Source organism: Vibrio sp. zbq_1, assembly GCF_043102935.1.
Taxonomy (GTDB): domain Bacteria; phylum Pseudomonadota; class Gammaproteobacteria; order Enterobacterales; family Vibrionaceae; genus Vibrio; species Vibrio parahaemolyticus.
The window spans coordinates 378786-398267 of record NZ_JBICJH010000041.1 but is presented as its reverse complement, the minus strand read 5'-3'; the positions used below and the strand labels follow the sequence as shown (position 1 = coordinate 398267).

At 45.0% G+C, this 19482-nt stretch carries 18 protein-coding genes and 1 pseudogene; 8 read left to right on the top strand and 11 right to left on the bottom strand.

From position 1 onward, the window contains the following. Positions 1 to 61: 61 nt before the first annotated feature. Genes minC through minE form a run of 3 tightly spaced genes read left to right on the top strand, consistent with a single transcriptional unit; the run spans position 62 to position 1820 of the window. Positions 62 to 724 carry a septum site-determining protein MinC gene (minC, locus tag ACF8CV_RS19690; protein WP_011105734.1) on the top strand — a complete coding sequence of 221 codons (663 nt, stop codon included), beginning with the start codon at positions 62 to 64 and terminating at the stop codon, positions 722 to 724. Between the two features lie 17 nt (positions 725 to 741). Further along, a complete protein-coding gene (gene minD / locus ACF8CV_RS19685) occupies positions 742 to 1554 on the top strand; it encodes a septum site-determining protein MinD (RefSeq protein WP_005458081.1) in 813 nt (270 codons plus the stop codon). 2 nt (positions 1555 to 1556) lie between these two features. Further along, on the top strand, positions 1557 to 1820 hold the full coding sequence (minE, locus tag ACF8CV_RS19680; RefSeq protein ID WP_005458079.1) for a cell division topological specificity factor MinE: 264 nt from the start codon (positions 1557 to 1559) through the stop codon (positions 1818 to 1820). A gap of 87 nt (positions 1821 to 1907) precedes the next feature. Here minE and rnd read toward each other — a convergent pair whose 3' ends face one another. The 7 genes and pseudogenes from rnd to ACF8CV_RS19645 form a co-directional block, all read right to left on the bottom strand. After that, complete coding sequence (gene rnd, locus ACF8CV_RS19675) at positions 1908 to 3026, bottom strand: ribonuclease D (RefSeq protein WP_021447616.1); 1119 nt, start codon at positions 3024 to 3026, stop codon at positions 1908 to 1910. A 79-nt stretch (positions 3027 to 3105) separates the two neighbouring features. After that, positions 3106 to 4797 carry a long-chain-fatty-acid--CoA ligase FadD gene (gene fadD, locus ACF8CV_RS19670; RefSeq protein ID WP_005455511.1) on the bottom strand — a complete coding sequence of 564 codons (1692 nt, stop codon included), beginning with the start codon at positions 4795 to 4797 and terminating at the stop codon, positions 3106 to 3108. Between the two features lie 106 nt (positions 4798 to 4903). After that, positions 4904 to 5759: pseudogene (locus tag ACF8CV_RS19665) on the bottom strand (alpha/beta fold hydrolase). A 5-nt stretch (positions 5760 to 5764) separates the two neighbouring features. Further along, positions 5765 to 6322, bottom strand: coding sequence for a Slp family lipoprotein (locus ACF8CV_RS19660; RefSeq protein ID WP_025609867.1), 558 nt, complete (start codon positions 6320 to 6322; stop codon positions 5765 to 5767). Between the two features lie 39 nt (positions 6323 to 6361). Next, positions 6362 to 6667, bottom strand: a complete 306-nt coding sequence (locus tag ACF8CV_RS19655) for a hypothetical protein (RefSeq protein ID WP_005478797.1) — start codon at positions 6665 to 6667, stop codon at positions 6362 to 6364. A 51-nt stretch (positions 6668 to 6718) separates the two neighbouring features. After that, the gene (gene tsaB / locus ACF8CV_RS19650; RefSeq protein WP_015296403.1) at positions 6719 to 7420 is read right to left on the bottom strand and encodes a tRNA (adenosine(37)-N6)-threonylcarbamoyltransferase complex dimerization subunit type 1 TsaB; all 702 of its coding nucleotides are present in this window, start codon (positions 7418 to 7420) and stop codon (positions 6719 to 6721) included. A gap of 56 nt (positions 7421 to 7476) precedes the next feature. Continuing rightward, positions 7477 to 9387, bottom strand: coding sequence for an ATP-dependent DNA helicase (locus ACF8CV_RS19645; protein ID WP_017448734.1), 1911 nt, complete (start codon positions 9385 to 9387; stop codon positions 7477 to 7479). A 217-nt stretch (positions 9388 to 9604) separates the two neighbouring features. Here ACF8CV_RS19645 and purU point away from each other — a divergent pair, with 217 nt between their 5' ends. The 3 genes from purU to ACF8CV_RS19630 all read left to right on the top strand — a co-directional run bounded on the left by purU (position 9605) and on the right by ACF8CV_RS19630 (position 12632). Further along, a complete protein-coding gene (gene purU, locus ACF8CV_RS19640) occupies positions 9605 to 10438 on the top strand; it encodes a formyltetrahydrofolate deformylase (RefSeq protein WP_005478783.1) in 834 nt (277 codons plus the stop codon). Between the two features lie 204 nt (positions 10439 to 10642). Then, a complete protein-coding gene (locus ACF8CV_RS19635) occupies positions 10643 to 12259 on the top strand; it encodes a serine protease (protein WP_138938256.1) in 1617 nt (538 codons plus the stop codon). Between the two features lie 4 nt (positions 12260 to 12263). Further along, the gene (locus ACF8CV_RS19630) at positions 12264 to 12632 is read left to right on the top strand and encodes a hypothetical protein (protein ID WP_017448736.1); all 369 of its coding nucleotides are present in this window, start codon (positions 12264 to 12266) and stop codon (positions 12630 to 12632) included. A gap of 53 nt (positions 12633 to 12685) precedes the next feature. On the opposite strand, the gene ACF8CV_RS19625 is transcribed toward ACF8CV_RS19630, so the two are convergent. Further along, a complete protein-coding gene (locus ACF8CV_RS19625) occupies positions 12686 to 13279 on the bottom strand; it encodes a VOC family protein (protein ID WP_025525221.1) in 594 nt (197 codons plus the stop codon). 220 nt (positions 13280 to 13499) lie between these two features. Between ACF8CV_RS19625 and argS the strand changes: the two genes are divergently transcribed. Both argS and ACF8CV_RS19615 read left to right on the top strand, forming a co-directional pair. Then, the gene (argS, locus tag ACF8CV_RS19620) at positions 13500 to 15233 is read left to right on the top strand and encodes an arginine--tRNA ligase (RefSeq protein WP_047733901.1); all 1734 of its coding nucleotides are present in this window, start codon (positions 13500 to 13502) and stop codon (positions 15231 to 15233) included. Positions 15234 to 15358: 125 nt separating this feature from the next. Next, positions 15359 to 15787 (top strand): HIT domain-containing protein, encoded by a 429-nt coding sequence (locus tag ACF8CV_RS19615; protein ID WP_005455485.1) that lies wholly within the window; start codon positions 15359 to 15361, stop codon positions 15785 to 15787. 117 nt (positions 15788 to 15904) lie between these two features. Here the strand turns inward: ACF8CV_RS19615 and ACF8CV_RS19610 are convergent, their stop codons facing one another. The 3 genes from ACF8CV_RS19610 to ACF8CV_RS19600 are packed head-to-tail and all read right to left on the bottom strand — an operon-like array spanning position 15905 to position 18635. After that, positions 15905 to 16135, bottom strand: coding sequence for a FeoC-like transcriptional regulator (locus tag ACF8CV_RS19610; protein ID WP_005486010.1), 231 nt, complete (start codon positions 16133 to 16135; stop codon positions 15905 to 15907). Continuing rightward, the gene (gene feoB, locus ACF8CV_RS19605; protein ID WP_029854457.1) at positions 16132 to 18408 is read right to left on the bottom strand and encodes a Fe(2+) transporter permease subunit FeoB; all 2277 of its coding nucleotides are present in this window, start codon (positions 18406 to 18408) and stop codon (positions 16132 to 16134) included. Before feoB ends, ACF8CV_RS19610 begins: the two co-directional genes overlap by 4 nt. Further along, entirely contained in the window at positions 18408 to 18635 is a 228-nt protein-coding gene (locus ACF8CV_RS19600) for a FeoA family protein (protein ID WP_005455496.1), read from the bottom strand. Before ACF8CV_RS19600 ends, feoB begins: the two co-directional genes overlap by 1 nt. Between the last annotated feature and the right edge of the window lie 847 nt (positions 18636 to 19482).

Genomic DNA, 19482 nt, shown 5'->3' with positions numbered 1-19482 from the left:
AATATAACATGACAGACCTAGTTTAAGGCAACGCTCTTTCAACAGAGGCAAGAAGTCCACGATGACCCATTCACCAGACCTTAAAGGTAGCAGTTTTACTTTGTCAGTTTTACACCTTTCTGACAATGAGATCGCAAATACTGTCGAATTTTTGCAAGAAAAAGTTTCTCAAGCACCTTCTTTCTTCGCATCCGCGCCTTTGGTAATCAATATAGCAAAAGTACAAGGCGACATTGATTTCCCTGCGCTTAAACAAGGCATCGCAGATGCTGGGTTTATTCCAGTCGGTATAACGGGCAGTAAAGACAAACGTGTACAAAACCTTGCCTCAGAAGCTGGCTTCGCCATCATGTCTGCAAGTAAATCACCTAGCCAAGCTCCAGCGAAAATGGCGCCGACTAAAGTTGTGCGTACGCCTGTTCGTTCTGGTCAGCAAATTTACGCAAAAGACGGTGATTTAGTCGTACTAGCGCACGTAAGCGCTGGCGCAGAAGTGATTGCAGATGGCTCTATTCATATTCATGGCACCTTGCGCGGCCGTGCTATTGCAGGCGCAAGTGGTCAGCAGGAAGCGCGTATTATTTGCCACGATTTACAAGCTGAACTGGTCTCCATTGCGGGCGATTACTGGTTAAGCGATCAAATTGAGAGTGAGTACTGGCAAAAGAAAGTGATGATCAGTAAAGCCGAAGAATCATTACATTTAGAAGTACTCGCGATTTAGTCTAAAAAGGAAAAAAAATGGCACGCATTATTGTAGTAACGTCTGGTAAAGGTGGCGTTGGTAAAACCACTTCAAGCGCAGCCATCGCCTCTGGTCTTGCTCTGAAAGGGAATAAGACCGCGGTGATCGATTTCGATATCGGCTTGCGTAACCTCGACCTAATCATGGGTTGTGAGCGCCGTGTAGTTTATGACTTTGTGAACGTCATTAACGGCGAAGCGACATTAAACCAAGCGCTAATCAAAGATAAGCGCACAGACAATCTTTTCATTCTTCCAGCATCCCAAACTCGTGACAAAGATGCGCTAACGAAAGACGGCGTGCAACGAGTTTTCACTGAGCTAGATGAAATGGGCTTTGATTTCATCATCTGTGACTCACCAGCGGGTATCGAGCAAGGCGCGCTCATGGCGTTGTACTACGCAGATGAAGCGATTGTAACGACTAACCCTGAAGTATCTTCAGTACGCGACTCAGACCGCATTCTAGGCATCCTAGATTCTAAGTCTCTACGCGCTGAACAAGGGCTAGAGCCAGTGAAGCAACACCTTCTACTGACACGTTACAACCCTACGCGTGTAAACCAAGGTGAAATGCTGAGTGTGGAAGACGTAGAAGAAATCCTACACATCCCACTATTGGGCGTGATTCCTGAAAGCCAAGCGGTACTTAACGCATCAAACAAAGGTGTGCCGGTCACATTCGACGAAAACACCGATGCGGGCATGGCGTACTCTGACACTGTTGATCGCTTACTAGGCAATCAAGTTGAATTTCGTTTCCTTACTGAGGAGAAGAAAGGACTCTTTAAACGACTGTTCGGAGGCTAGACATGTCATTATTAGAATTTTTCCGCCCGCAGAAAAAAACGTCTGCAAGTCTGGCGAAAGAGCGCTTACAAATCATCGTGGCTGAACGCCGCAGCCAAAATGACCCTGCGCCTTCGTACTTACCTCAGCTTAAAGAAGACATTCTGAAGGTGATCAGTAAATACGTAGACATTGACCCGAACATGGTTGATTTAACCTTTGAGCATAAGGATGACGACATTTCTGTACTTGAGCTCAACGTGAAACTGCCTGACGACGAGAAGTAAGGCTTTATTCTCAACGCAATATGCAGCGCACAACAATGTACGTGTCGAAAAAAGGTTGACCATTTGGTCAACCTTTTTAGTTTACGCTTATTTCAACGCCTTATTCATTTTTTCGCCCAATAACTCTAGACGCCAACCTTGCATAACATCAGGCAAGCGAGCAGGATCACGATCCTTCTTCCACACCCAACTGATGAGCTGGTTAATCTGCTTTTTCGATGCTAAAAACTCGGTCGCTAACCCTGATTTTTGCGCAGCACTTTTCACGACATCTTTCATGTTTTTGAAAACCTGCTTATAGCCAGGGTAATCCATCAGGCGATCAATTTTAGCTGGGTATTCTTCTGGTGGCGTTTGCTTAGCCTTTTTCACGATGGCCGCAATTTTAGTACCGTGACGATTGACCGCGCGGCTATCCATCCCTTCCGCTTCCATCTTTTTAAAGCTTGTTAAACCTAAACGAGCAACCGTTAGCAAATCACCCTCTTTGAAAATGAAGTTTAGTGCTAAGTCGCGCTTGATTGCTTCACGATAACGCCAAGTTGCTAGCGGCTTTAACACAGCTAACTCTGACGGTTTAAGTTGCCACGCTCCTTTAATATCAAGGTACGCATTTTCTTCGTTGGTTTCGCGAATGCGTTTGGAAACCAATAAGTCGCTCTCTTGCTGCACCGCTTCCCACCAACCAGCTTCAGTGACTTTATCGAGCAATTTTTCGTAAAGTGGCAACAAGTAGTGAACGTCTGCCGCTGCATAATCGAGTTGCTTTTGCGTGAGAGGGCGAGCCATCCAGTCGGTGCGAGATTCACTCTTGTCCAACGCAACACCTAAGTATTCTTCCACCAGCGTTGCGAAACCTGTTGACAGCCCGTGGCCAAGAAACGCCGCCATTAACTGTGTATCGACCATTGGAAATGGCGTACAACCAAATGCATTTTGGAATACTTCTAAATCTTCGCCACAGGCATGAAGCACTTTAAGTACCGATGCATCTTTCAATAGTTCGATGAAAGATGTCATGTCCGTTAATTCTGTCGGATCGATAAGGGACAAGTGCTTGCCGTCGAAAAGCTGAATCAAACCTAGTTGCGGATAAAAAGTCCTGATACGTACGAACTCGGTATCCAGCATTACGACATCTGCGTCTCTTGCCTGAGCACAAACTTGTTCTAGGTCTTTGTTTTTAGTAATAATCTGATAATTCACATGCTTCTCGCTATAAAAAATGCCAGCAAAACGCTGGCATTCTATCATTTTTTAATTCTGGCGACTCAATGAAATCGGCTTACGCGCTTTTCTTTGCCAGTTCTGCGTCGTTCTCTTCACGAAGTACACGACGTAAGATCTTACCTACGTTGGTCTTCGGTAAGTCTTCACGGAACTCAACCAGTTTTGGAACCTTGTAGCCCGTTAGATGCTGACGACAGTGTGCAATCACTTCTTCTTTGGTTAAGCTCGGGTCACGTTTTACAACGTAGATCTTCACCAACTCACCAGACACTTCATGCGGTTGACCAATTGCAGCCACTTCAAGAACTTTGCCGTGCAGAGCGACAACGTCTTCGATTTCATTCGGGTAAACGTTGAAGCCAGAAACCAAGATCATGTCTTTCTTACGGTCAACAATATGCAGGAAGCCTTCGTCATCAAACTTAACGATGTCACCCGTTGATAGCCAACCGTCTTCGTTAATGGTGTCTTTGGTTGCTTCCGGACGTTGCCAGTAACCTTGCATTACTTGAGGGCCGCGAACTTGTAGCTCACCTGTACCAGTATTTGGCAGTACATTGCCTTCTTCATCAACCATACGAACTTCTGTCGAAGGAACTGGCAGACCGATAGAACCGTTGTACTCAACCAAGTCATGCGGGTAAGCCGCAACTAACGGTGAACACTCAGTAAGTCCATAACCTTCAAGCAGGTAGCAGCCTGTGGTCTTCAGCCATTTTTCAGCAACAGCGCGTTGAACTGCCATACCGCCACCAACAGCCAAGCGAAGATTACTGAAGTCCAACTCATGGAAATCTTCATTGTTCACTAGCGCATTGAATAAGGTATTCACACCTGTGATCGCTGTGAATTGGTACTTTTGCAGCTCTTTTACAAAGCCGGGAATATCACGCGGGTTGGTAATCAGTAAGTTACGACCGCCCATTTCGATAAACAGCAAACAGTTCACTGTCAGTGCGAACACGTGGTAAAGCGGCAATGCGGTTACCACTAATTCACGACCTGGAGAAAGTACTGGACCGTAAGCCCCTTTCGCCTGAAGCACGTTAGCAATCATGTTGCGATGCGTTAGGATTGCACCTTTTGCGACACCCGTAGTACCACCAGTGTATTGCAGAAATGCAATATCATCACCAGACATAAACGGCTTCACGTATTGCAGACGACGACCTTTGCGCAGCGCTTTACGCATTGAAATTGCGCCCGGTAGATCGTACTTAGGAACCATGCCCTTCACGTATTTCACCACGAAATCGACAATCGTACCTTTTGCACGTGGCAGCATTTGGCCAAGGCTAGTTAGCACCACGTGTTTCACAGGTGTGTTATCTACGATTTGCTCTAGTGTATTGGCAAAGTTAGACACAATCACAATCGTCGTGGCACCAGAGTCGTTCAATTGGTGTTCAAGTTCACGAGGAGTGTAGAGAGGGTTTACGTTTACAGCGATACAACCTGCACGCAAAATACCAAACAGCGCTACTGGGTATTGCAGTAGGTTTGGCATCATCAGAGCAACACGGTCACCCTTTTGCAATTTCAGTTCGTTTTGCAGGTAAGCGGCAAATGCGCGGCTACGCTCTTCCAATTTGCGGAAGGTCATTACCGAGCCCATGTTCATGAATGCTGGCTGGTCTGCATACTTTTGTACAGACTGCTCGAACATTTCTACCAAAGACTCATATTGCTCTGGATTGATGGTTTCAGGTACGTCACTTGGATAACGTGAAAGCCATGGTTTATCCACGATGTTACTCCTCGTTTATAACTGGCTAAAAAATAGCGTCCTTTTTATTTTGAGGGCTATTACAGCACAGCGAACGTGCTTGAGCACGCAACTCTCAAACACTTGTTTAAATTTTGTTAACTACACCAAGAATTCGCTTTGCGACTTCGAGTATTTGCTCTAAATGGCAGTGATGACCACCTGCGACAGAAACCACTTGCGGTGGATTCTCTCCCCAATCAACTTGGTTAGATGGTAAATGCTGAAATCCTTGATCGCCTAATACGATCAGATGAGGACAACGTATTTGACTGGTTGATCGAATTCGCATGCTCGCGAGCCATGCGGTAAAGTGAATCACACTTTAACTTGGCATCATGTCGCCAGTACCATTTGTTGTCGCGATACTCAGTCCCTCGCTCCACAATGGGCAAAAGCTGATCAGCACTCAATTGGTTGGCTTGCATGCGCAATTTTAACGCCAGATCGAAAGATGCCAACGCACGCTCTGGTTTGTTTTGCTGTCGGATTCGACTTAACACACCATTGCGAAGACGCTGTAAACTATTTGAAGGAGATTCCGTTAAAGGGCCCGTACCTTCAATCTGCACTAATGCTTCGACCTGTTCAGGAAACGCTGCACTATAGCAACTTGCGATTAAAGCACCAAGAGAATGCCCCACTAACATGAGTCTGTTTGGCGATAATTCGTCCAATAACTGATACATATCGGCAATGTAATCATGAAAAGGGTAATAATTGTCGCGGGATTTGTGACTGGATAAGCCGTGGCCAAAATGGTCGACAGCTAACAAATGCAGCTTCGGGTTCAATTGATGAATTTGCTCCATCAACGCTTTGAAGCTTCCGGCATTATCTAACCACCCATGAAGAAAAACGACTGACAAGTCAGCCGTTTTTTCATTACCTATTTCAAGGGCGGCCATTTCTCCCGTTGGGAGAGTAAATCGGCGCTCATGCATCTGGTTTATTTCACCTGTTTGATTACTTTGCCATCTTGTGGAAAATCATTACGCAGCATGCGGCAGTTGATGGAATAACATGGATAGAAATACGTAGGAGAGTCATACATTCTCACTCGTTCTTCAATCTTCCACAGGCGATACCCCTGCCCTTTTACTAATGGGAACACGTACTCATGCTCTCCGATTTTGCCTTCTTCTTCACCGGCCCCTTTGCCCACAATCGTCACCAAACGGCCTTGGCTAAATGCAACGGGTTCTAAGTAGCCATCAAAATACACGGCGAAACGACCCGTAGGCTCTTGGTCAATATCAGGTTTGCCCGATTTATTGATAGGTAGATTGACGATCTCTAGGCGTGTTTTGTCTTTGAAGTTGTCCACTTTCGCAATGATACCGCCAAGGCGAACATCATTCGTGGCCTCTCCTTGAGACTCAGCAAAGGCCTTATAGTCGGTAACGACTTGCTCTGTACTAGCGTTTAATTCTTCAGGAAGAGAGCTGCATGCAGACAAGCCAAAAGCGGCAACCAAAACCAAAAACAACCGTCCAAAAACCTTCATAAACCACCATTTAATCTACTAATACCAATTCGAGGAAATTCATACATAGATATCGACACCCAGTAGCTGAGCCAGTTCCTCTTTTTTTGCTCGATTCATGACATCCATGTACTGCTCCATGGCTTTGCGAGCATTACCTTCCGGCAAATCATATTGTACTTGAGCACGATGAATTTGGGACTCATCAACTTGTTTTATGGAATGCGCGACTGCGTTTGCCACCTTTGAAGGTTGACCAACGGACTGCTTATTTTGAGCTTTCTTTACCTGCCCTTTTTTACCCACTTTATTGGTACGGTTGGTACCGGGTATCAGTGAAGGAGGTAAACCATTAATCGACGCCATAACGCTCCATAAAAAGACAGGGCTACCGCCCCGTCTTTATTTTTTTCCTAATTATTCGCGGCCTGGAAGCTTCTTCCAAGTCACGTTATCACGCAGGTAAACCGGGCTAGATTCTTCAACAGGAACCGTATTGCCTTTTTCTAGTTCTTGCTTAGCTAAAATCACAATGTCTTGTGAGTCAGGGTACAATACCTCACTGTCTGCAGTGTTAAACGGCAGGCCCGCCAGTTCTTCTTGATATGCAGACCAACCTGTACCAGCTGTTGTCCACGTTTTAGAGTCAGCTTGCGCTTCTTCCGCCAAACGAGCTGGTGGAATCACACATTCTTCATCAACACCCATCCATTCGCCGTTTTCTTGGCGAGAATAACGTGCCCAGTAAACTTCGCTCATGCGCGCATCAATCGCTACAGCGACATCAGTTGCACCATGCAGGCGGTAGCTTGCTTGTGCCATCGCAGCCAATGTTGAAACACCAATCATCGGCAGTTCTGCACCAAATGCTAGGCCTTGAGCGATGCCAATACCGATACGAACACCAGTAAAGCTACCAGGGCCACGGCCAAACGCTAGTGCATCCAAGTCTTGTAGAGTTAGACCCGCTTCTTTCAGCACTTCGTCAACCATTGGCAGCACTTTTTTCGTGTGGTCACGAGGTGCCACTTCGCTGCGTGAAATCACTTGGTCATTAACCAGTAGTGCAACTGAACAGTTTTCAGTTGCGGTATCGATAGCAAGAATTTTTGCGCTCATTTAACTCTCTAAAACTCTATTTTATTTGGTTACATCACAGCACAGGCTGCGACTAATTATTCTGCTTTAAGAAACGCTTTGATACGTTCTAAATCTCGTGTTCTTGGGATCGGAGGCAAGCTTCCAAGGAACGTGCCGCCATAGTCACGGGTGACAAGGCGATTGTCACAAATGATCAATGCACCATGATCTTTCTGATCTCGAATCAAACGCCCTACGCCTTGCTTTAACGTGATCACCGCATCGGGGATTTGCACTTCAGCAAACGGCTCACCACCACGCAATCGACAATCTTCAATTCGGGCTTTTAGCAGCGGATCATCCGGGGCAGTAAACGGCAATTTGTCGATGATAACACAGCTCAGTGCGTCACCTCTAACATCGATCCCTTCCCAAAACGCCCCCGTCGCCACAAGCAAAGCGTTACCCAGCTCCATAAACTCTGCAAGAGTCTTTTGCTTGCTCATTTCACCTTGCATAAGAACCGGAAGATCCAACACCTCACGGAACTTCTCTCCCAACTCACGCATCATGCTGTGAGAAGTACATAAGAAGAAACAACGACCGTCATTTTCTTCAATGACTGGCGCTAACATTCTCACCAATTTGTCCGCTAAACCTGGGCTGTTTGGCTCAGGAAGATAACGAGGCACACAAAGGCGAGCCTGCTTTTCATAATCAAATGGCGATGGCAGCGAAAACTGTTGTTTAGGTTTTAAGCCAAGACGATCGGTAAAGTGCTTAAAGTCACCAGAAACCGCAAGCGTTGCCGAGGTGAAGATCCACGCACCTTGCTTGATTTCAATTTGTTCATGGAACTTATCTGCCACCGATAACGGAGTAATATGCAGAGTAAAATGACGCGGTGACGTATCGTACCAGTAAGAGTAGCCGGTGATGTCAACATCACACACACGATCGATTCGACCTTTGATCAAGTTCGCACGCTCAAAAGCCGTATCCAACAATTGGCTGCGACCAAGTGCCAATTTGAGCACATCAATCGCCAGATCTAGGCTGTCAGTTAAACGAACCAATTCGCGCTTAATGGATTCAGACTGCATCGCTTCTCGCCAGTTGCCACGAAAACCCGGCTCACCCAAAACGATGCGCATATCCATCGCGCTTTGAAGCAGTTTATCCCCAACCTTTTGCAGCTGACGCATGTCCTTTGCTTCGGTGCGATACGCGATTTCAATGTCTTTGGCGAGATCATGAATTTGGCGACTCGATACCGATTGCCCGAAATATTCACTGGCAATGTCTGGTAGCTGATGAGCTTCGTCGAAAATAAAGACATCGGCTTCTGGGATCAACTCACCAAAACCTGTCTCTTTGATGGCTAAATCCGCGAGAAACAAGTGATGGTTCACCACGACGATGTCAGAATCCATTGCACGTTTACGAGCTTTCAAGACAAAACAATCGGTATAACTGGGACACTCTTTCCCCAAACAGTTATCGTTTGTCGAGGTAATCGTTGGGATGATCATGCTGTCTTCAGGCAAATCTTCACAGTCACCTAAGTCACCGGTTTTTGTCTCTGAGGACCAAGACCTCACCTTCACCAATTGGGTCAACAATGTTGGGTCGGATTCGTTGGTGTGGCTTTCTACCATCTGGCGACTTAAGCGATCCAAACATAAATAGTTGGAACGCCCTTTCAATAACGCCACTTGACCATAAAAACCGAGCGCATTGACCATCAGCGGTAGGTCACGATGGTACAACTGCTCTTGCAAGTTTTTCGAGCCAGTACTGATGATGACTTTCTTCCCACTCAACAGCGCTGGAACAAGATAGGCAAATGTTTTACCGGTACCAGTTCCTGCCTCTACCACCAACTGACTTTGTTCTTTGATCGCACTACTGACGGCTTCAGCCATGTCTATTTGTGGCTGACGAGCCTGAAAACCCGGAATCGCTTTACCTAAAGCGCCATCAGAGGAAAATGTTTTTGCGATCATGCCTGACATCTGGTTAGAAAAATTGTCGAGAGTATATCAGACGTTTGGGAGAGACATCAGCATGTAAGATGGCCAGCTTACGGCCCAACACAGATAATTTGTTGAAACCATGGCAAGAATAGATTATTTATGAAGTCAGATTGCAGTACGGTTGACCCTTTTGGGGAAAACACATATTTCGTACGCTAGAAAAATAATGCATGGAAGTATCTGATTTATGGAAAAGAAAACACTGTTGACCCATTGCTCTGACGCACCGGGTTTGATCTCTAAAATTACTAATATCTGTTACAAACATCAGCTAAACATCGTTCATAATAACGAATTTGTTGATAACACCAGTGGGCACTTTTTCATGCGAACGGAGTTGGAGGGGTACTTCAACGACCAAACGTTTCTTGCCGATTTAGACCAAGCTCTACCGCAAGGTGCAAAACGCACTCTCATTGGCTCTCGCCGTAAACGCATCGTGATTCTCGTAACGAAAGAAGCACACTGTTTAGGTGATATTCTGATGAAAAATTACGATGGCAGTTTAGATGTAGAAATCGCCGCCGTGGTGGGTAACTACGATAAGTTGCAAGGCCTCACTGAACGTTTTGATATCCCTTACCACTATGTGACGCACGAAGATCTAAGCCGTGAAGAACACGAGCAAAAGATGTTAGAGGTGATCGATCAATACGATGCAGATTACTTGGTGCTAGCGAAATACATGCGCGTTCTCACGCCAACGTTTGTTGAAAAATACCGCCATAAGATCATCAACATTCACCACAGTTTCTTGCCTGCTTTCATCGGTGCTAAGCCTTATCAGCAAGCTTACGACCGTGGCGTAAAAATTATTGGCGCAACAGCCCACTTCGTGACAAACGACCTAGATGAAGGCCCAATCATCAAGCAGGATGTTATTCCAGTCGATCACACATTCAGCGCACAAGATATGGCTCAAGCAGGCCGCGATGTTGAGAAGAATGTTTTGAGTAAAGCTCTGAATAAGGTAATTAACGACCACGTTTTTGTTTATGGGAATAAGACAGTGATCCTGTAATAACTTGTCTCTCTTTACAATTTCACTATGAGTAAACCCGCCTACTCGGCGGGTTTGTTTTTCAACAGTATCTTCCGCTACAAATCCCTAGAATCATCCCGTACTTTATAATTTTTCATTTTCTTACAACCATTTACTAGGAGAATGATTTCTTTTATCATTCACAGCCCTTATAGTAAATCACTTTAATATTACGGAATTAAAATGAAAAAAACGTTAGTGGCTTTTCTGATTGGGCTGACTTTGCCAGCAACCACAATCGCAGATACTCTTAAACCTGTTCAGAATGATGTATCCACTCGCATTATCGGCGGTGAGCCAGCCAATACTTCCGACTGGAAGTTTATTGCTTCACTGGTCCGTAAAGGACAGCCAACATCTATTGGTCACTTCTGTGGCGGTAGTTTCCTTGGTGGAAAATACGTATTAACTGCTGCGCACTGTGTGGAAGGTCTTAATGCGGACGATATTGATATCGTTCTTGGTCTTTATGCTCAAAACAACGAGTCTCAAGCACAGCGCATCGCGGTTAACAATATCTATTCCCATGATGAATATAACAGCAATACAACGAACAATGACATCGCTCTTATTGAGTTGGAACACAGTGTCGACAGCGCAACTATCGATCTTGCAACATCAGAGGTTTTAGATAGCGTACGCGTAGGAGACAAGTTGCACGTAGCTGGATGGGGAAATACGTCCACGACAGACCGAGTATACCCAACCGTTTTACAACAAGTTGATTTGGAATACGTAGATCGAGCGACCTGCCAAAACCTATCGGGAAATTACTCTAATGTATCAGATGACGGCATTTGCGCCGGATACTATTGGGGAGGAAAAGATAGCTGCCAAGGAGATAGCGGCGGTCCGCTCATCGTTGACGATAACGGCATCAACAAATTACTAGGCGTGGTCAGTTGGGGGGATGGATGTGCTCAACCAAACGCTTATGGCGTTTATGCAAACGTCGCTCATTTTCAGCACAATGGCTGGATAGATAGTCATCGCAATACCATCAGTTTCACTCAGTATCGAGATCTTCATTTCGTTGAGCGAAAAGCTCAGCAAGAAACCTTCACTATTCGTAATGATGAAGTGAATACGCCAATCAACATCACGGGTGTCACCCTAACAAGCGGAATCAGCCTTGCCAAAAATACCTGTACGGCGACACTCGCACCATCTCAGAGCTGTCAAATTACAGTAGGCTACTACCCTAGCTACTCAGAATCAGTTGAAACAATTGAAGTCTTTACTGATCACCCGCAACTTTCCAAACTTTCGACCACCTTTAAATATAGCGGTATTGATAAAGCGAGCAGCTCATTGAGCAGTGCCATCCCACTAGCTGGCGCAAATGTTTACACCAATGAATACGCTTGGACCGCTGAAAATGGTGAGCTTCAGTCAGCAGACATGGGAATGTCTACTGGTGCATCCATCTTACATTTAACCGATTTGCCAAAAGGCAAACTATCCATGGATTTTAAAGTCCTATCCGATGGTTTCGATTATTTTGTCGTTTTTGTCAATGGCCAAGAGTATGACTACACCCGCCAGCTTCTTGATTACAAAGAACTTTCTATCGATCTTTACAGGAAGTCAAACACGGTCACTTTTGCTTATCTGAAAAACTACGAGTTTAACGGTGGTTACAACGCGCAAGCGTATATTCGCAATATAAAAATGTCAGTTAGCTCAGATAACACTAGCAAGAGCAGCATAACAAAAACATCGAGTTCAGGCGGCAGCTTCTCTATTAGCCTATTGATGCTGCTAGCCGCAGGTTCTTTCCTGCGTCGCCAAAAAGGATAATAAGATGCAATATGTACTCAAAACAATGCTGCTTGGCTTAAGCTCAATCAGTTTAGTCGCTTGCTCGGCAAATACAGAAACGCAGCAAGGTCTAAAGTCTGAACACCAAGCAGTCATGGTAGAAGCGTACCGAACTAGCGAAAGTCAAATTTCATTTATCGCCGAGTCTAATGGCTGCAGTAAGAACGATGACTTTAGCTTAAAAATAGAGCAAAACTCTTCAGCGGAAGCCCTGATCACAATCGTCAGGAACAAAGTGGATCATTGTAAACGAATGCCGTTTCCAAAGACTTTCACACTAACTCTAGACGAAGAGTTGAAAGGCAAAAAACTTTCCATTACCAACCCAAAAAGCAAGTCACTGGCTAAATAGTGATTAGCTTACGAAAGGGAGCGAAGGCTCCCTTTCCATTTCTAACTCTATTTTTACACTTCCGATGCAACAATCGCTTTTAGCGAATGCGGATGCAACTTGATACAAATACCTTGGTACTTAAACGCCACGGTTGGGTTGTTCAAGCGTTCACCTTCCCCTTTCGGGCTCGATAGTTTGATTTTCACACCCAATTCTTCTAACTCATCAAAACGCGCGCCAAACGCTGGATAAGTGTGTTTCAAGTCCGCCAAAAACTCGTCTGCGGTTTCCGCATGAGATGGAATCACAAACTCCACGTGCTCCCAACTTTCGGTTGGATAGGTTTTCCCTTCGGCTGGGTATGGCAATTCCAGACACTCAATCTTCCAGCCGCGGCTTTCGAGTGCTGTGTCGAATTCGATGACGATAATTGGACGACCGTTGATTTTCGCTTGTGAAATCACCTTGCCGTATTGATTCCATGCCTCATGCGCAGCTTTTGCCGTTTCAGGGTCATTAATACGCAATGCAATATGGTCAGCTTGAGCAAAGCTCAGATCCAGTTTTAACAGGGTTGCAAGCTCTTCAATCTTGCCCATGAAGACATCTAAGTCTTGGAGCATTAGTTCAGGCGTAAGGCGTTTTTCAACAAGTTGAATAGTCATTGTGGCTCTCTTTTGGGGCGATTTATCTCTTTACTCTGAGCGCAATAGTAAACGCAAACAAAGTGACATTTCCATTCAATCGAAAAAGTAAAAATTTCCCCAAATCCTCTCTGTATGAAAAGCAATAAAGTTGTTATCATTAGCCCCATTTTTGTGAACTCCAACAGAACTCGGCGCCTATTTTGCCGAGTTCTTCGTCCTTGAATTGAAGGAAACGCGTGTGAATATCCAAGCACTTATTAATGACAAAGTATCTCAGGCTCTAGAAGCCGCTGGCGCACCTGCAGGAAGCCCTGCTGCTGTTCGTCAATCAGCAAAGCCACAATTTGGTGACTACCAAGCAAACGGCGTAATGGGCGTTGCTAAAAAACTGGGTACTAACCCTCGAGAATTTGCACAGAAAGTACTGGATGTTCTAGACCTAGATGGTATTGCGAGCAAAACAGAAATCGCTGGCCCTGGTTTCATCAACATTTTCCTAAGCGAAGAGTTCCTAGCGAAACAAGCTGACGCAGCACTGGCTGACTCACGCCTTGGCGTTGCAGCTGAAGAAGCTCAAACTATCGTCGCTGACTACTCAGCACCAAACGTTGCAAAAGAAATGCACGTTGGTCACCTACGTTCAACCATCATCGGTGATGCGGTAGTACGTACGCTTGAGTTTCTAGGTCACAAAGTGATCCGCGCGAACCACATCGGCGACTGGGGTACTCAGTTCGGTATGCTTATCGCAAACCTTGAGCGTGTACAACAAGAGTCTGGCGAAGTTTCTATGGAACTGGCGGACCTTGAAGGCTTCTACCGTGAATCTAAAAAGCTGTACGACGAAGATGAAGAATTCGCGGTGAAAGCACGTAACTACGTAGTGAAACTGCAAAGCGGCGATGAATTCTGCGCAGAAATGTGGAAGAAGCTGGTTGACATAACCATGATCCAAAACCAACGCAACTACGATCGTCTAAACGTATCTCTAACTCGTGATGACGTAATGGGCGAAAGCATGTACAACGACATGCTACCTAAGATCGTAGCGGACCTAAAAGCACAAGGTCTTGCGGTTGAAGATGACGGCGCGCAAGTTGTATTCCTAGAAGAGTTTAAGAACAAAGACGGCGAAGCGATGGGCGTTATCGTTCAGAAACGCGACGGCGGCTTCCTATACACCACAACGGATATCGCATGTGCGAAATACCGTTACGAAGAACTAGGCGCAGACCGCGTACTTTACTTCATTGACTCTCGCCAGCACCAGCACCTAATGCAAGCTTGGACTATCGTTCGTAAAGCAGGCTACGTACCTGAGTCTGTATCTCTTGAGCACCACGCTTTCGGCATGATGCTTGGTAAAGACGGTAAACCATTCAAGACTCGTGCGGGCGGTACAGTTCGTTTGGCGGACCTTCTTGATGAAGCCGAAGTTCGTGCTGCACAGTTGATCGAATCTAAGAACCCAGAGCTAGATGCTGAAGAGAAAGAGAAGATCTCTAAAACAGTGGCAATGGCAGCGGTTAAATATTCTGACCTATCTAAACACCGCACTACTGACTACGTGTTCGATTGGGACAATATGCTAGCATTTGAAGGTAACACAGCGCCGTACATGCAATACGCATACACTCGCGTTGCCTCTATCTTTGCTAAAGCTGGTGTAGCGATGGATGAACTTCAAGGTGATATCCAAATCACTGACGAAAAAGAAAAAGCGCTTATCGCTAAACTTCTACAATTTGAAGAAGCCGTTCAATCTGTTGCTCGTGAAGGCCAACCGCACATCATGTGTAGCTACCTATTTGAACTAGCAGGTCAATTCTCAAGCTTCTACGAAGCATGCCCAATTCTAGTAGCAGAAGATGAAGCCGTTAAGCAAAGCCGTCTAAAACTGGCAGCCCTAACAGCGAAAACCATCAAGCAAGGTTTATCGCTACTAGGTATCGAAACGCTAGAGCGCATGTAAGCCGCTTTTAAGTTGATAACTTAAGTAGCACAAGCTGAATGATTGCAAAGGTTGACGTGAAAGCGTCAACCTTTTGTTTTATCTGACGTATACTAATTCAAATTGAAATGAATCGGATATCCACAATGAGTTTTGAACTGCACCCTCAATTGGCAAAAGACACCACAGTAATCGGCCACTTCCCTCTTTGCGTTGCACTTCTACATAAAGATAATGCAGTGCCGTGGGTCATCTTAGTCCCTAAACGTGCCAACTTAAAAGAATTGCACCACTTACCGATGAAAGAGCAGCAACAGTTTTTACTTGAATCACAAGCGGTAAGCCAAGCGCTCGAAGCGACTTTCCGTCCTGACAAGTTGAATCTTGGCGCACTCGGTAACATGGTGCCGCAGCTACACATTCATCATATCGCACGCTTTAAGGACGACGTTGCATGGCCAGGGCCGATTTGGGGAAACACAAGCGGCGAGTTTCGTAGCGAAGAAGAACAAGATGAGATTCTCAAACGTATTGGAAATGTATTGTCGCTAAGCTCGATCTTCCATAAAGCTTAATTAATATTCAGCCGCTATGAGATTTGCTTGCCAGCGACAAGGCTATTGATTAGAAAAGAAAAAGCCGCATCAGCAATGACGCGGCTTTATTATTTGTCAACTTTGGTTGATAAACCACTACATAGTAACAGTGAGTGACAACCCACCTTGTTTTGTCACGGCATAACGCACACGCATCACATCTCGAGCTTTATTGGTATCAACCAAGCGGCTAATTTTACCCTTCTTGATCCACACGCTTAACATTGCATCCGCACCGTCTTCACTCATTCCAAACTGCTTAGCCAGCTCAGACTGTGAGACCGTCCCTTTGTCTGCAATATATTGATAAAGCTCATTTAAAATCATGCGACTTGCGCCTCTAACGCACCATGTTGTTTTTTACCAATACGTTTGAATACGTGATAAGTTCCGATGAAGATTGCAACAATAATTGCCATCCAGACACCACTAGTAATTGGGCTTTCAGAGAAATGCGTCAACTGATTGTAGAACGTTGCACATAGGTAAGCTAAACCCATCGTCCATACCGCAATAAAACGTGCGAAGTTATGGCCAAATTCACGTACATACGCCCCCATCGCAGCAACACATGGTGTGTACAACAAGATGAAGATCAAGTAAGCAAACGCGGCATGACCAGAAACAAACTGAGACTTAATGTTGCCGAAGATAGACGCATCCACTTCTTGTTCTTCTGCGACCGCATTTGAATCTGTTAGGTCACCCACTTCAATGCCTAATGGATCAGAGTAACTCAAGCCCGCAAGGTTCTCAGGAATACTCATTACCGCATCTTTTAGGCTACCCATCAGATCGAACTCTGCTTCTTCACCGTCACTTGGCGACGTATATAAACTGTTTAGCGTACCAACGACCGCCTCTTTGGCGAAAATACCGGTAATAATACCAACCGTTGCTGGCCAGTTATCTTCTTGAATACCAATTGGCGCAAACACTGGCGTTACCACTTGTGCCGCTTTAGAAAGTACAGAGTTTTCACTGTCTTCATTACCAAAGCTGCCATCTATACCCAACGAGTTTAGGAAACTTAGGATAGCAACAACCACAACGATGGTTTTACCTGCACCCAGTACAAAGCGCTTAAGCTTTTGCCAAGTTTTGATCACGACGTTTTGCAATGTTGGCAATTCGTAGTCTGGCATTTCCATAACTAAGCTATCGCTGCTGCCAGGGTAAAGAGTGTGCTTTAAGAAAAGACCGGTGAAGATCGCAGCCACAATACCTAATAAATAAAGTGCAAAGACAATGTTTTGACCAGAACCAGGAAAGAACGCCGCAGCAAACAGTGCATATACAGGCAAACGAGCACCACATGACATAAATGGCGCCATCGATGCCGCTAACTTACGCTCACGTTCTTGGTCTAGAGTGCGTGTTGCCATGATTGACGGCACGTTACAACCAAAACCAAGAACCAACGGCACAAACGCTTTACCCGGCAAGCCGATTTTCTGCATCACTTTATCGAGTACAAACGCAGCGCGAGCCATATAACCCGAACTCTCAAGCACAGCTAGGAACAAATACAAACACGCAATGACAGGAATAAAGGTCGCTACCGTTTGGATACCGCCACCAATACCATCGGCAATAACCGTCACAAGCCAAACTGGCAAATGACCATCCAATAGGTGATGACCGCCATCAACCAAAAGTGCGCCAACGCCGATATCAAAGAAATCGATAAATGCACTACCAATGTTAATCGAGAACATAAACATTAGGTACATCACAACAAAGAAGAATGGAATCCCCACCCACTTGTTCAAAATAAACTGATCAAGTTTTTCGGTAACACTGCGGCTGAGTTTGCCTTCACTGCGGCGAACTTTTTTGCATTGTTCGTGCAGATGAGTGTATTTGGTATCCGCAACGTGTAAATCAATATCCAAATCTAAAGTCGCAATCGCTTCCAGTACTTTGCTTCTATCAAGATCGGAAAGGCTATTGAGAACCATCGTGTCTTTTTCTAGAGCACGGATCGCTAATGCACGATGAGAAACGGTTTGATCGTTAAATAGAGAAGAAATATGCTCGATCGCTGCTTCCATCTTATCGCCGTAATTCAAAGAGCGGTCTTTTAGCGCAACACCCTGAACTATGGCTTTGTGGAGCCTTTCTTTAAACTCAGCAACTTGTGCTTTATTAGTGGCAGACAAACTGATCACTGGGCAACCTAGCGTCTTTTCTAACTCAGCAATGTTGATCATCTGACGTTCACGCTTTAACGCATCCATTTTGTTGAGAACAACAACCATCGGACGACCAAGCTCACGAAGTTGCAGCGTCATATATAGACTGCGCTCTAAGCTGGTGGCATCAATCACGTTGATGATCAAATCAGCTGGGTGCGTCAACACCGCACGAGAAGCGATGGATTCATCGATACTGTTACTATCGTTACCGCTATCCAGAGAGTAAATGCCCGGTAAGTCCGTCAGTAAAAACTCATCACCCGCGTGCTTAAATTGACCCGTTTTTTTCTCAACAGTCACGCCAGCCCAGTTACCGACTTGCTGTTTGGCACCAGTCAAACCATTAAAAAGAGTAGTTTTACCGCTGTTTGGGTTACCTACAGTAAGAACTTGATACTGCATTACACTCGCTCCACTTCAATTTTTTGAGCAATGGTTTCTCTTAATGCAACAGATACACCGCGTACCTCAACTTGTAGCGGGTCTCCCATCGGCGCGCGTCTGATCACCTTAACTTCTGTGTTCGGAAGTAGCCCCATTACCATAAGCTTTTTTCTAATATCTGATGAAAGACCATCTAACAAACGAATTGTCACCGTATCGCCAGGTTTAATTTCTGATAATTTCATAGTGGCCCTTAAGAGTATTGCTAATGATAAATATTATTATTTAAGAGTATTTAGGCTGCGATAATACTCCTCTATACCCTTCCATTCATTGTGTGAAATCAAAGATTCCATAATTGCCTTTCATATTTTGAACGTTAACTCCGTTAAGTTTCACCTCGTCATTTTCGTCAAAATCGACATTTTGAAAACCATAAAAAAGAAACAAAAACTTAACACCGCCTAAGCAGAATAAATATTCCGATTCAAAATCAATGACTTAAAATAAAAAATCAACATTGTCGCTTTTCTCATATCAACCTGTCGTTATTTTTATAAGAAAAATAAGTAAGGTCTCGTATAGTTATTCCATCGAGAGGGCAACCTCTTAAAAGAATTCCAGAGGTGGCATGGCAACATGTCACTCCGGCAGCAAGCGAAGGTGTCATTGACACCCGTGGTATAGTCCCCCCGGCTATACCACGATATTTTTTTCACTTCTTTTCTACTCCCGATTTAAACCTTTAACAACCAACCTCCTGTAACTAGAAGCACTTTAGCTAAGCTTTCTATATCCTATTTATATGTGCTGTTTGGCGAAAACAAACTGCTACAACGCTGTGCATTGATGTTTCACTTACCTATCACAACGCCTAAATTAGGCAAAAAAACTCTAGCCTAACAACACAAAGGCATTGCAGCTCTTTGGTGCTGCGAACTACATAAGAAAGTACAGATGCTTTACTTACTCAGAACAACTCAAAAAAACAGAACGCTGCGTAGCCCGAGGCGACTAGAATGGTTTAGTTGCGGTATCAGAACGAATCACGCCGCTAAACGTGAGGAGGTGATTTAGATAACATCCGTGCTG

What these genes read in the sequence shown, in the direction of transcription:
- feoB (WP_029854457.1), bottom strand. Translation starts at nt 18,408, where the DNA reads ATGCAGTATCAAGTTCTTACTGTAGGTAACCCAAACAGCGGTAAAACT.
- ACF8CV_RS19660 (WP_025609867.1), bottom strand. Translation starts at nt 6,322, where the DNA reads ATGAAGGTTTTTGGACGGTTGTTTTTGGTTTTGGTTGCCGCTTTTGGC.
- minD (WP_005458081.1), top strand. Translation starts at nt 742, where the DNA reads ATGGCACGCATTATTGTAGTAACGTCTGGTAAAGGTGGCGTTGGTAAA.
- ACF8CV_RS19630 (WP_017448736.1), top strand. Translation starts at nt 12,264, where the DNA reads ATGCAATATGTACTCAAAACAATGCTGCTTGGCTTAAGCTCAATCAGT.
- ACF8CV_RS19645 (WP_017448734.1), bottom strand. Translation starts at nt 9,387, where the DNA reads ATGATCGCAAAAACATTTTCCTCTGATGGCGCTTTAGGTAAAGCGATT.
- tsaB (WP_015296403.1), bottom strand. Translation starts at nt 7,420, where the DNA reads ATGAGCGCAAAAATTCTTGCTATCGATACCGCAACTGAAAACTGTTCA.
- minC (WP_011105734.1), top strand. Translation starts at nt 62, where the DNA reads ATGACCCATTCACCAGACCTTAAAGGTAGCAGTTTTACTTTGTCAGTT.
- ACF8CV_RS19655 (WP_005478797.1), bottom strand. Translation starts at nt 6,667, where the DNA reads ATGGCGTCGATTAATGGTTTACCTCCTTCACTGATACCCGGTACCAAC.
- minE (WP_005458079.1), top strand. Translation starts at nt 1,557, where the DNA reads ATGTCATTATTAGAATTTTTCCGCCCGCAGAAAAAAACGTCTGCAAGT.
- ACF8CV_RS19610 (WP_005486010.1), bottom strand. Translation starts at nt 16,135, where the DNA reads ATGATTTTAAATGAGCTTTATCAATATATTGCAGACAAAGGGACGGTC.
- ACF8CV_RS19615 (WP_005455485.1), top strand. Translation starts at nt 15,359, where the DNA reads ATGAGTTTTGAACTGCACCCTCAATTGGCAAAAGACACCACAGTAATC.
- ACF8CV_RS19625 (WP_025525221.1), bottom strand. Translation starts at nt 13,279, where the DNA reads ATGACTATTCAACTTGTTGAAAAACGCCTTACGCCTGAACTAATGCTC.
- ACF8CV_RS19635 (WP_138938256.1), top strand. Translation starts at nt 10,643, where the DNA reads ATGAAAAAAACGTTAGTGGCTTTTCTGATTGGGCTGACTTTGCCAGCA.
- purU (WP_005478783.1), top strand. Translation starts at nt 9,605, where the DNA reads ATGGAAAAGAAAACACTGTTGACCCATTGCTCTGACGCACCGGGTTTG.
- ACF8CV_RS19600 (WP_005455496.1), bottom strand. Translation starts at nt 18,635, where the DNA reads ATGAAATTATCAGAAATTAAACCTGGCGATACGGTGACAATTCGTTTG.